Here is a 13,274-nt window from a genome sequence, read left to right on the forward strand (position 1 = left end):
CGGCTTCGCTCAAAACAAACCGTTGTCGTTTTTCTCAATCTTCTCATTGGAGGAAACCCAAATGTCTCACTTTAGCACCCTGCGTACCAAGATCACCGATGCCGAAATCCTCAAAGCTTCTTTGCGCGACCTCGGTATCAGCGTAAAGACTGAAGCTGATGTCCGTGGTTATAACGGTCAGCGCGTCCGTTCTGACATCGTTGCTATGTTGGATGGCGAATATGACCTCGGTTGGTCTCGCAACAGTGATGGTTCTTTTGACCTAATCGCTGACTTGTGGGGTGTCGCTAAGAAGCACAACCAAACCGAGTTGATCAACTCAATCAACCAAAAGTATGCTGTTAACAAAACTTTGGCTGAAGTAAAACAGCGCGGTCTGCAAAACGCCAATGTGAAGTTGGTATTGCAATAACAATTTCTCTGCGCGTTCCCAAAGCTGCACGGGTTAACCATATAAATAGCGGTTAGCCCGCTTTTTTATCGGGACTGAGATGTATTTCTCAGTCCCGATTTTTATAGTTTATTTAGTTTTTATTAGATACATTAACCTTAATGTCTTCTATATAGGTATATCCAATCTGGTATTGAATGAAGTTCAGAAGTTCCGCTTTATGTTGAAGTAGCCATTCAGGATTGTTCCCAGCATACAAACTAATTTCCCAAGTTGAGTAGTATTTTCCATATCTCCCTTGTCCATGACAATTAATGTTGTAAACTGCTTTGCAATGATAAAAAAAGTTCACAATTCTTTTTATGGAATTTGTACTAATTACAACGTCTTTCTCTATAGAGATACCAAGTTCTTGACGTGGCAGTAATAAATTTAGCATTTTTGGTTCTCTCAATTGTGTTCTATTCACTCGGAAATCAATTTCATTAATACCTTTGTGTTTATTACAAGTTCTGCACAGGGTTTGTGAGTTTGCTACAGATGTTTCACCCCCCATCGAAAACGGTTTAATATGATCGATTTGTAATTTATCTTTGCTATTGACTCCACAACATAGGCAAGCATACCCGTCTCGCGCTTTAACTTCTTCTTTTTCTGGTTCAGTGAGTTCTCTTTTTAATGGAATAATCACAGATTGAGTAGTTTCATCTTCAGGCTTAGGATTATGATGAATTATGTTTATAATGGCTGCATCAACTGCTGTTTCAAATCGAATCAAGCTTTTGTAAAAAACTTTCCACAATCTCTCAGGTAAAGAAAACTCTTTACCTAAATATTCGTGTTTTAAGCGAGATGGAAGATCAATTACTTTATAAGCAATTTTATCTAAGTCATACAGTTCTCTTTCCTCAAATGAATGGTATATAGGTGCAGATTGATTTTGAGCAATGTGGCGAACAATCTTAATTAAATCTGAATCAAGCTTTTCACCAATATTGTCAATTTTGCGTTCAAACCCTTCACTTATCCATTGTTGGACTTGAAACTGCATCCATTTCTCATCAAGATATTCTTTAGACCATTCATCTAGTAAGTTTGTAGAAAGAATAAAGAGAATAAATGAATCAAATTTTGATTTTGTATGTTCATATACCATGACAAATTCAGTAAATGATTCCATTGATTCATGTTTATTGTCAGCGTCAGCATACACAATTTCAGTTTTATACCAACCAATAGGGCATATTTTTGAGAATACTATTTGATAATCTCCACCACTCTCAATTGACTTTGATAATTCCTCAACTAGACGAATAGAAATATATTCAAATGGATGATATCCTTTTACAGAGAGTTTTGGTTTATCTATAGTATCGCCATCTTTTGGGTTAGCCCAATCAACTAAACGTTTCCAGTCATCGAAGAATAGAACGACATTCGCCTCAGCACTACCTCCTACTTTTTCGCCCCGTAATGCTCTACCAATCATTTGAGTCATCAAGATAGAGCTTGTTGTTTGACGAGTAATAAATACAGTCTGAACGCTAGGAACGTCAGCCCCTTCTGTTAACATTCGTACATTGATTAAAACATCAAGCTTACCATTCTTAAATTCATTCAAAATCCTTTGATTATCACTTTGAGTACGTTTGTTTCGTGCTTCAGCAGAGCCGGGATCGGCATCTATTTGTGAATAAATTGCATCTACTTTAATACCCTTTTCGAGAAGCTTTTCTTTTATGTAGACGCATTGAAACCAACGATCAGCAAAGATAATGGTTTTACCATAAGTATCTTTGTTTGATACATAAGTATGTACTATAAAATTGTTTCTCTGTTTATCACTTGCAAGTTTTTCGATAATTGATTCTGGGAGGTCTTGATGTTGCTTAACTAGCCGATCGTATAATTTATCATCAACTTCTAATTCTTTCCCAGTTGCTACTTCAATATACTTAGGTCTAGCTAGAACTCCTTGTAATATTAAACTTTCTTTTTTAGCTTCATAAATAATTTCATTCTCAAATATTTTCCAAAGCCAACCCCTTCTAGCCTTATCATTATAAGTTGGTGTAGCTGTTAGCCCTAATAGATGTAATCCTGGGAGTAAACCTCGAAGTCCTAAAGCAGAATCATTTTCACCAATTAATAAGTTTCTGCAACCATAGGCTGGTGAGTGATGAGCTTCATCAACTACTACAAAAAGTCCTGTTTCTCTACAACTATCAATAAATTTTCTGAACGCTGTATCGAATTTATTACCAAACTTGTCTATAGCATCAGGATGTAAATTATTGATCGCTGTTTGTATTGTCATAATGACAATATCATCAGTTAGTTGTATAGATGAGGCTTTGGCATGAGAAGGATTACTAGAAACGCACCGAATATTTAAAGTTTTCTTTGGCTCTGGAATATCCCTAGCACTTTTATCAAAGGTAGCAAATGCTTGATCCAACAGGTAAAATGAAGGAGCTAACCAAAGGATCTTAATATTTTTAGGGATTACATGGTCAGATAACCATCTCACAGCCGTAAATGTCTTGCCAGCACCTGTAGGAAGTACTAAAATTCCACTACCCGGTTTGTCACTGCCAAATTTAAATGTTTTACTCAGGGCTTCAAATGCCTCAATTTGATGCTGAAAGGGTATTTTAGAGTGGTGGTTAGCAGATTGATCTCTTAATTGATCAAGATTGATAGATTTGTAATTAATGGGTTCGTGCATTATAGTATTTTCCTAGTGATATAGAGACTATTTGACCACTAGGTTAGTTTGCCCATAATGTATGCTTCAACTCTCATCTTTTGAAATTTTTCTCTACCAAACTTGACTTATAATCTAAAACAAACCTGAGTAATAACCCTTCTCCGCACAGTGCCTATAACTTACATTTTTAGTTTTTATGACCCTGAAACACATAATTACTAATTGCAAGTGAGAATAGAGAGGAGTATTTACAAGAGCTATGAGTACCCAAATCATCATTACCCTCCCAGACGATATTTACCACTAAATCTAAAATAAACTCACCACTAGAACTAAACCCTACACCTATATCATTTTTATTGTTTCTGGTAATGTGTAATGTGCGATCGCAGAAAATCCACTTTTACACAAAACGTTTTTTGGTTTCAACGTGCGGGTTGTTGGTTCTAGCCCCAAGGCTGCGGTGTATGCTGGGATTAAGAGCGATGTCTACGACAGGCTATGTCTACGCATCATTTGGCTAACTCTGTTAATTAGTGGTGAATTAGCAGGTTTAGGTGGTGTGTGCAAAGTCCTCGGCGCTATTGGTCAATTAAACCCTGCATTTATCCTGGTTACGGTTACACTGCCATCATTGCTGCTTTTATTGGCCGGTTAAATCCACTAGGTATTATTATCCAGTCTACTGATGACGCTTTTGCACGTGGGCGGTGAATTAGTGCAGATTAAATTGGGACTTCCCTTAGCTTTAGCTGGGATGTTTCAAGGTATGTTATTCTTTATTTTTTTAGCAGCAGATATTTTAATTTACAATCGAGTGCAAATGAGGTAAGAGGGAGATAAGGGAGAAAGCAATGCCCAATGCCCCATACTTCGGCTACGCTCAGTACAAGTGCCCAATAACTAATACTTGAGGAGATTTAATGTGTCCAGTCGTAAATTATCTTTATTACTGAAACTAATATTCGTGACATTGGTTACTGGTGCTAGTAGTTTAGGTGTCAGTTTGCTTTTAACTACAAGCGGATTTGAGCATCTGTTGGGAATTATAAAGCCAAAAAGCGAGAGTGATCAAGGGAGTCACAACAAGCTGATGAGTGCAGATGCACAGAATATCAGCCCAGCTACAGACCAGATAAATCAAGTGCCAAAGGAATTTCAGGGAACAATCGTTTATCAAGGGAAACTAAAAGCAAATGAGAAAGTCATTGCCCTGACTTTTGATGATGGACCTGGCCCCAAAAATACGGCACAGGTTTTAGAAATTTTGAAGAAAAATGATATCAAGGCGACATTCTTCATGATTGGAGAAATGGTGAAATATTTTCCCAAAGTTGCCAAGCAAGTGGCTGATGATGGTCACGTAATTGGCAACCATACATGGCATCATTGGTATTTTCAAATGGATGGGCCGACTGCGGCGAGTGAAATTAATCGCACAGCAGACATCATCTACAAGACGACTGGAAAAAAAACTACTCTGTTTCGTCCCCCTGGCGGCTTTCTGAATAATGGACTAGCACAATATGCCAAAAATGAGAAGTACGCTGTGATGATGTGGTCTGAAGAGTCGGGAGATGCTGAACGTCGTTCGCCTCAAGTGCCAGGGCTGGTGAAAAATGTGCTGAAATATGCAAAACCAGGTGCAATTGTATTGATGCACGATGGGGGCGGCAATCGTTCTAAATCTGTCAAGGCTTTACCAGAAATGATCGCAGGTTTGAAAGCCCAAGGCTATCGATTTGTGACGATTCCTGAACTTTTGGAAATGCAAGCCAAAGAAGAACATCTGCCGGAGGTAGCTTCACCTCCGGTTACAAAGGATGAACATCCAAACAATCAGGTTAATCATCAGTGATACGCTAGGGGCATTTTACTACCCTATTTAATTATTCAATGGGTCATTGACTCTTTGACTTTTCCTCGCTTGATTAAACCTCTTATCCAAGGTGGCGGCTCTTTCTTTTGATCTGCTGGCTGGTACGCACCCAACACCCACCCTTACCCCTGAGTGGAGCAAATTACCAGCTATTTATGAAGCGCCTGCTGAAAAGTCTTGATGGCATCAACATGATTCACCATATTAATGCAGCGTAACAACAAATCCAAATCGATCCCTTTGACCTCCTCACTACTGGAAACCCTTTCATAATGAAGTCCGTCGCCCTCATAGCGCAGGTGATAAACCAATAACACACCATCTTCCCAAAACCACACTTCAGGAATCAACAGGCGCTTGTATGCTTCCAGTTTGTTGATCCCGCCACTGGTCAACACCACTTCTATCGCTAAATCGGGACGCACTCGACCAGGAGCAAGTTTATAGGATTCATCCGCTTCTCGCTTGACAGCACCCGATTCGCTTTCTAGGGTCATTGAACCAGTTGGGGTAAAATCAAACCCTGCCACGAGCAAGTACAGTTCCAGCAATGCGGCAATTCTCTTCTTAACGGTTTCGTGTCCTTCTCCTGGCATTCTTCGGATCTCCAATACTCCATCCAGGAAAGACAGCCGATACCCCGGACGGTCTAACAACTGCTCAACTGCTTTGAATTCTCTCCAGGTCACTCCCTCAAACAACAGGGGTGATTCCTGACAAGCTGTAGCGATCGCTGCTGGGGTCATTTTAGTCTCCAGTCTGTTTCCAGATAAGAAATCTCACCGTTGGAGGGCAGTTTGTTCATTGTAACTTCTTTTTAGAGTCAGCCTGTTTGCCCATACCCAATCCCTAATGCCCTTACGGGTGTACCTCACGTAAACGAGAACCGCTATAAAATCAGTTTTTTTAACAAACGGCAACCGTAGCGTCTCGTAGAGAAAGAAGTGAACCTTAACTGAACTGTATTGCTCTAAAATCGGGTTTCATACTCAACTTGGAATTGATTTTCATCCCCCAAATTAGTTGATCCTCGCATCAAAACTTCGTCATTGACTCGATATAGCACATTGTAAAGGAAAGAGTCATCGCTAGTAAGAGCGCGTGATAAAGAGGCAGAGAAATTTTTATTAATGTCAAACACACCTTCTGCTGATAAATTAAGAACCGAAGTTGTCGCAACTTTATTATTGGTAGATGGAGTAGGATATATCCGAAACTCACTGAAACCAACAGCCTGTCCGATGGCAGTGATAGTTCCTTGCAAACCACCTAAAATTGTAGAAGTAGCGAAATTAGTCAGTCCTTGGCCTGCATCTGTTTGACCAAAAGAACTCAGGATTGAACCACCCAACAGACCAACTATTTCCCCCTTACTACGGCTAGGTTCGCTCGTCAGTTCTAGATTGTCGCCCAATTCACTAGCTGGGCCGTTCACCCTAGCTTGAACTGTAACGGTACGTAAAGTCCCGAAGTTGTTTACAGAAACATCGCTAACTTCAGCAGACAATGGTGATGCCAAAGTTTGACTGTTTATTGTCGATGCTTCGGGTACAATTGCGGTAAGTCGGACATCTAAAGTTGGGTCAAGTCCTTGACTTGGAATAAACCGCGCTGTTTGTTCGTAGCCCCGCGCCAAGGTGAACTGAGTGGAAAATAAGCTCAGTCCTCCTCCTGTCAAATTAATGACTCCTTCAGGAAGCGGCTTGGCTAATGTACCATTGATGGTCAAGTCGCCTTTGGCATCAAACCTCAATAGGGGTTGACTCAATGCGGCTCCTCCTGGTACGAAGCTGAGTAGAGACTGGGTGGTAACACGAATATTTTTGTCTAAAATCAACTTTAAGTCTGCAAACTCTATAGGCAAATTGGGTGTAGTTACGGCGCTAGTGCTACTCTTTGCTGTAGCCACTGGATTAACGCTACTATCTAGTGTCGGTTTGACGTTTGCGTTAACCTCTTCTCTGTTTATGACGTTAGTGTTAGCCTCTGTTGTCGCTGCTGATTTTTTATCAGCAGTAGCCGAATTTCCAATAATCACCTGACCATCACTCAGTTTAATCTCTCCACCAATTACCGGTTTTAATGCTGTTCCCCGAATGACGACATCGCCGCCGACACCGCCTTCATACAGTGATGCCAGTTTAAAGTTGAGTTTGTCTGCTATTGATACTGTCAGGGGATTAGCTGCGCCTTGCTCAGGAGTAAAAATTGGCAGGATGCCTGATGCAGTCACTTGCCCTTTATTGTAAGTAGCTTGGATACCTTGGACATTCACAGTAGTACCGTTAAATTGTGCTGTCCCTGTGACATTCGTTAAAGGATCAGATAAGGCTTGAGCGCGAAAAGTTGCATTATTAAGTGTGGCATTTCCGTTGATAATTGGTTCATTTAAAGTACCTTGAATGTTTAAATCTACTTTTCCTTGACCGTCTACCCAAGCGACTTGATTATTGGTAAACACGTTTAACAATGCCAATCCTTCATTTTGCACATTGGCGTTGATGCTGATTTGATTGCTATCTGGTTGCACTGCGGCAAAAGGTAAGGGAGCAGGTATGCTTCCTTTAATAGCCACTGGCTGGGTTCCTGTCAGTAGTAAGGTACTATCAAAATTCAAGCGAGCTTTGTCGTAATCAAAGTTCACCTTTCCTGTTTGCACAGGTTGTTTGTTGAGAGTCGCATCCGCTAGCGCCACTTCTCCTTTAACACTAGGGGCTTGTAAACTACCTGCTAAGGTGGCGTCAGCATTCACTTTGCCAGTGATATCTATGGGATATTTTTCAATAAAAGGCTCTAAAAGTGATAAGGGTAAGCTTGCGACATTCAACTTTCCAGATAGTTGCTCAGTTCCTAACTGTCCTGAAAACGCCACTAGTCCTTGATTTATCCCAACACTCAAGGGCGAAAGGGTGACGATACCATCGGCAAAGGTGCCTTGAGCAACGACTTGATTAATGGAATATTCACCCCATTGCCAATTTGCACCTTGAAAATTAAAGCCGACGTTCAACCCAGATTTTAACGAGCCATTGGCTGTAATTCCTCCGCTCAAAGCGCCGTTTAATTCTGCAAGGCTGGGCAAAGATGGGGTTTGTTTTGTCTCTACTTGCTGTTCTTTGGCGATCGCTGCTGTAATATTTGAGAAATATGCTAACTGTGTTTTTAAATCTGCATTGGGCAAGTTGACAGGTTTAGTTTTAAGTACTTCTGCTCCAGCCAACTTCGGAGGCTGTAACCCGCTACTAAGGTCTTTAAAGTCGAAGATATTGAATGCTTGTAAAAGTCTTTCGATTCTAGCTTGGTCTAAATTAGCTTGAAATTGAAATTTCGGGTCATTCCCTGTTTGCACATTTCCACTGAGGGCGATGTTGCTACCTCCAATCTGCAATTGACCATTAGCCAAGCTAGCAGTACCATCGGCATAATTAATGGTGCCGCGAAATTGATCTGCTGCAACTCTGGCAACACGAGGCCGGGCGATCGCAATATCTCCCGCAATTGCATAATTATTAAGATTGACAACTAAATTTCCTGATAGTTGCCCCGACAGTGGTTTCAATTGATTGTTAGGTAAAAACCCTCCAACCAGAGCGATGGGAAACTGTTGGGCGTTGATGAGCAAGTTATCTCCCTCAGTTCTACCTGTGGTAACTGCGCCATCGTATCGAACTAAAAATGAAGTGGGACGATAATCTGCACCTAAGTTAAGGGCAATCCGATCTTGCTTCCCAGCTAATCGCAGACTTGCCCCCTGTCCTCCCTGAAAATTCACATTTCCGGTTAAAAGTCGGTCAAATGCCAAGTTACTGACATTGAAATTCCGCAGTCGGATATTACCGTTAGCTTGGGGAACATCTGGAGTACCTGTAACTTTTCCATTAAAATCCAGTAACCCCGCTAATGCTACGTCACCAGGAACTTTGAAACCTGTATTTTTTAAGTTGAAATTCTGCGCCAGTACATTTAAATTAAATCCGGCGATTTGAGGTGCGCCACTTGGTGGAGACTGAATAGCGATCGCACCATTAGCACTCAATCCTGGGGTACTTGCATTTTCAACTATAATCTGCTGTCCATTCCACTGAAATTGGGCGTTAAGTGGTTTTGTCAGCAGTGCTATCCCTTGGGGAAGGCGGATTTGTCCTCTGGCGCGAATATCTGCAAGCTGGAAAGATTTGGTTGTACCTGCTAACTGAATGTTGCTATTGAGCCGTCCTCGTAGTTGTGGTGAGAAACGGTTGAGTTGAATTTCCGAAGTCTTAACAACTCCTTGCCAGCGTTGTTGTGCAAGTTGACCTTGAGCTACGATTGTCCCACCTGCGATGTTGAAAACCGCTTCGGGGAAAAGGATATTTTCTCCTTGTTTGCCAACAACAACTCGCCCGCTAGTGGGATAGGTGGCGTTAGGCGCTTGCACCCGTGCTACTGTTTGCAGGTTGCTCAGAGTGCCGGAGATATCAGCATTTGCCGATACATTCCCAATGGTGATCGAGGGTGAAGTTTTGTAGGCTCGGGCGATCGCATCCCCTGGTAAATTTTGGGCTTGCACATTCAACGATACCCTACCTTGGGGCGCAAGCTGAAGTTGACCATTGGCTGTGATTTGCCCTCCCACCTCTGGATTTACCTGAACACGAGCCACATTGACGTTTAAGGGTTTACCGAGGGAGCCAGTAACTTTCGCATTTGCAGATATACCGCCAACATTAATGGGAGTGGAAATGCCGTAACCTTGAGCGATCGCATTTCCTGGTATGCCTTGAGCTTGAATATTTACGCCTACCTCACCTTGGGGAGCCAGTTGAATTTGACCATTGGCCGTGATTTGTCCACCGGCTGGCGGCGTTACTTGAACACTGGAAATATCAAGGTTCAAGGGCTGTTTACCAAGGGAGCCAGTAATTTGTGCTTTTGCTGAAACATTCCCAACTGCGATCGGTAGAGTAACGCCATAGCTACGTGCTAGTATATCCCCTGATATTCCATCAGCTATAGCGTTAAATATCACCTCTTTTTTACCTCCCAGATTAGCTTGACCGCCGCCTGTAATTTCGCCACCGGCTACGGGGACTATTTTCAGATTGGAGATAGCAATTTTAGATGCAGTTTGAGATACATTCAAGCGGAAATCAGTGTTGACGGTTTTAAATTGAACGCGGTCAACTTGAATAGGTTTTGTGCTGCTTACTGTACCATTGACCACTGGTTGCTGAAGCTGTCCTAGCACCTGAATATTTGCTTGAATTTCGCCACTAGCTGGGACTGAGGAATTTACATTCAATGTGTCTAAGATATTTTTCGCAGTAATTGGTTTGATCTGAGCAGAAACATTAAAACCTGTTTGAGTATTAATTGTTCCATTTGCCAGAATTGGAACCTTACCAAAGTTTGTACTCAGATTATCTAAAGTAACTGTCTGACCTTCAAATATAAATCTTCCATTAAAATTAGAAACTGGCTGAGGGATATTTTGAATTTTAGCAGCAACTTGATTAGCCGTAGCTGTTCCCGTAATCGCTATTTCTGACAGCTTGGGTGGAATCTGAACCCCTAAATCAGCATTTAAAGACCCTGCTTGCAAAGCAATTGGTAACTGAATTAATCGACTGATATCAGATGCTTGTAAATTTTGTGCTTGCAGTTTGAGGCTAGTTTGTTGAGCTTTTAGCTGGGTTTCGCCAACGATTTTAACAGCCCCTCCCCTAGTGAGTTGAGTATTGATGTCATAACCGATCCTTTGATTTTGATCGGAAAATCGGGCAATACCACCAACTTGATCTAATATTACTGAGCGATTCGGTTGAGTTGGTGCCAAAGCTGACAATAACTCTACATTGCCATCTTGAATTTGCAGCGTCTGCAACTCGGTTTGAATCAAGCTTTGCCCCTGGCTAGCTTTAACTTGGGCTGTCACCCAACGACCATCTTTATTCTGTTCAATGTAGACATTGGGCTGAATTAACGTGACATTTAATCCCAATTTTCGGGTGAAGATAACTTGTAACGGCGAGAACTGCACCTCCAAAGCTTTTACTACCACCCGATCGGGATCGGTGGGAGTTGCTGGTATTGATAGAGAGCTAAATCTCAGACTAGTTAGGGAAAAACGTTCAACTTTTCCGACTATGACTGGACGGCCAAGCAATTGCTGAAGATTTTGCTGTACTAAGGGTGCTAAATCTTTATATACATAACTTCTAGCCCACCAAGCACCAACTGCAATTCCAACCAGCAAAACCCCACCCAGAGCTAAACTGATACGTCCTAAAAGCAGGAGCCACAGACGACGATTAGATGCTTCCTGATTATTTTTTGAATTTGGCGATCGCGTCATGATTGTTACTAGTACCAGTACTTTTTCTGGAGTGAGGCAAGAGACAGACTAGTTGTAGTTGTATAAGTAAGTTACAAACTATGGTTTCACAATATTAGGAATTCCGCAAGAACTTTGCGGCAAGCTGCTTCTATTTTCTCGGAGAGGCTGCGCCAACGATATCTACCACAAACGCGTCTATATTATTTCGTAATTTTACGCAATTCCTGAATATATTTCGATTAATAGCAAGATTAAAGTAGGGGTAATTCATGAATTGCTCCTACATAAAAAAGCTCAACCTCAGATAGAATTGGTATTAATTATGGTTACTCAGAAACTAGGTAATACTCAAATATTAAATTACTTTGCGATCGCTCCTGTATATACAACCCTGGGGAGAAAATTCCAACTCTGTATAATCTAACTTACTATAGATGACGATGGTAAGTAATCTGATATTTGGGAGCAAATTATAGTGAAATATCACTTCATGAAACTGGATTTAGATCCCCGACTTCTTCAATAAGTCGGGGATCTGGATAGCAACAAATTACTGCATGAGCTTTGTCATTATTCTTTCGCAAACCCAATCAATTATCAGTTGGATCATCAACCATTTCAGGTACTAAAGCCGGGTTACTTTTACGTTCTTCTGGTGATTGCTCCCGGATAACATCGTCGATTCTCCGAGGGTGTTTGATTTTGTCCAGTACCTCTGGACTTAATTGTGATGCATCACCTTCTGGATTCGACTTTTCAGCTTGACTAGGAACTGTTTCTTTATTCATGACTATTTCCCCAAACTTATACGCCAAGCTTAAGTTCTTTTGTGGTGAGTTACACACTATCTTGGGACTTAATTTTATATAGCAGTGGGTAACAAAGGCGTAGGTCGTCGTTCGCGTGGCGTCTCGCTGAGAATCTATAAAAGATGAGTCACGCATTTCCCCAGCAAGAGCGGGGTTTCCTCGGTGCGATCGCGCTTTTGCTCAAATTCCCAGTCTCATTTATTAGCAAGCTAGTAATTTTAGTTAAGTAAGTGAATCGGCGATAAAAAACAAAGCTAGCACTTACGCATTGACAGAAAACACTAAATATGAGTAATGGAAAAAAACCTACAGCGCTTACCTAAAATCATCAGGTGCTAAATGATTATTAGAATTAACTTTGGTAGCTCGATTCTCTGTATACTTAATTTTGTTAATGAGTAGGAATTATATACCATCAATGTAGTAGTAGCATCAGTGTATTAACATCAGATCACTTTATAGTTTTGATGGGTTCGACCAGTAGAGTTGAAGCCCGTATTGTGTCGTAGTCTTTTTCAACAATCAAACTGCATTCCGATATTCAATCTAGAAAAATCCTCGTCCAATTTTCACAAACGGAAAAATATGCCAGGAAGTACATTAGCGACTGCTCAAAACATTGGTATTCTCAAATTTTTTAAATACAACGATTTTGTCGGGAATGTAAACCAAGTTGATTACTATAAATTTTCCCTGACAGGCACAAATAATATTAGTTTGCTTTTGAGTGGAGTGACTGATAACTATCTCCGTGCATTCATCTATTACGATAGCAACAATGACGGATTGATTGAGAGTGGAGAACAACTTTACTCTACTTATGCTAGTAATGGTGGGAACGGTCAAATTTCTGCAACATTAGGAGCAGCAGGGAATTACTATGTTGGAATTTCAGCAGACACCAACGTCAACTCCAACTATTCTCTACAGTTATCAGCCACATCTACACCTCCTTCCATTGTTCCAGATCCGGGGAACACACTCAGCGCTGCTTACAATATTGGCAATTTAACTGGTACTAAAACTTTCAAAGAATTTGTTGGGAATGTAGACCAAGTTGATTACTATAAATTCTCCCTGACAGGCACAAATAATATTAGTTTGCTTTTGAGTGGAGTGACTGATAACTATCTCCGTGCATTCATCTATTACGATAGCAACAATGACGG

The 13,274-nt window shown here is 41.1% G+C and carries 8 protein-coding genes and 1 pseudogene; 5 read left to right on the forward strand and 4 right to left on the reverse strand.

Annotated features, from left to right (window positions below; genetic code table 11):
• Positions 1-61: 61 nt before the first annotated feature.
• Entirely contained in the window at positions 62-412 is a 351-nt protein-coding gene (locus V7K50_RS04595; protein ID WP_012407317.1) for a DUF1257 domain-containing protein, read from the forward strand.
• Between the two features lie 112 nt (positions 413-524).
• Here the strand turns inward: V7K50_RS04595 and V7K50_RS04600 are convergent, their stop codons facing one another.
• The gene (locus tag V7K50_RS04600) at positions 525-3,119 is read right to left on the reverse strand and encodes a DEAD/DEAH box helicase family protein (RefSeq protein ID WP_334957698.1); all 2,595 of its coding nucleotides are present in this window, start codon (positions 3,117-3,119) and stop codon (positions 525-527) included.
• Positions 3,120-3,486: 367 nt separating this feature from the next.
• Between V7K50_RS04600 and V7K50_RS04605 the strand changes: the two genes are divergently transcribed.
• The 3 genes from V7K50_RS04605 to V7K50_RS04615 all read left to right on the forward strand — a co-directional run bounded on the left by V7K50_RS04605 (position 3,487) and on the right by V7K50_RS04615 (position 4,959).
• Positions 3,487-3,759: an ABC transporter permease subunit gene (locus V7K50_RS04605; RefSeq protein WP_334957715.1), complete on the forward strand. Its 273-nt coding sequence runs from the start codon at positions 3,487-3,489 to the stop codon at positions 3,757-3,759.
• A gap of 30 nt (positions 3,760-3,789) precedes the next feature.
• On the forward strand, positions 3,790-3,933 hold the full coding sequence (locus tag V7K50_RS04610) for a hypothetical protein (protein ID WP_334957699.1): 144 nt from the start codon (positions 3,790-3,792) through the stop codon (positions 3,931-3,933).
• 93 nt (positions 3,934-4,026) lie between these two features.
• Positions 4,027-4,959: a polysaccharide deacetylase family protein gene (locus V7K50_RS04615; protein WP_334957701.1), complete on the forward strand. Its 933-nt coding sequence runs from the start codon at positions 4,027-4,029 to the stop codon at positions 4,957-4,959.
• A 170-nt stretch (positions 4,960-5,129) separates the two neighbouring features.
• On the opposite strand, the gene V7K50_RS04620 is transcribed toward V7K50_RS04615, so the two are convergent.
• From V7K50_RS04620 to V7K50_RS04630, 3 genes are all read right to left on the reverse strand, one after another.
• Positions 5,130-5,726 carry a Uma2 family endonuclease gene (locus V7K50_RS04620; RefSeq protein WP_334957705.1) on the reverse strand — a complete coding sequence of 199 codons (597 nt, stop codon included), beginning with the start codon at positions 5,724-5,726 and terminating at the stop codon, positions 5,130-5,132.
• A gap of 224 nt (positions 5,727-5,950) precedes the next feature.
• Positions 5,951-11,314 carry a translocation/assembly module TamB domain-containing protein gene (locus V7K50_RS04625; RefSeq protein ID WP_334957707.1) on the reverse strand — a complete coding sequence of 1,788 codons (5,364 nt, stop codon included), beginning with the start codon at positions 11,312-11,314 and terminating at the stop codon, positions 5,951-5,953.
• A gap of 572 nt (positions 11,315-11,886) precedes the next feature.
• Entirely contained in the window at positions 11,887-12,084 is a 198-nt protein-coding gene (locus tag V7K50_RS04630; RefSeq protein WP_334957709.1) for a hypothetical protein, read from the reverse strand.
• A 606-nt stretch (positions 12,085-12,690) separates the two neighbouring features.
• Here V7K50_RS04630 and V7K50_RS04635 point away from each other — a divergent pair.
• Positions 12,691-13,274, forward strand: a pseudogene (locus V7K50_RS04635) (hypothetical protein); the annotation flags it as partial.

It is taken from the genome of Nostoc sp. (assembly GCF_036917135.1).
Classification (GTDB): Bacteria; Cyanobacteriota; Cyanobacteriia; order Cyanobacteriales; family Nostocaceae; genus Nostoc.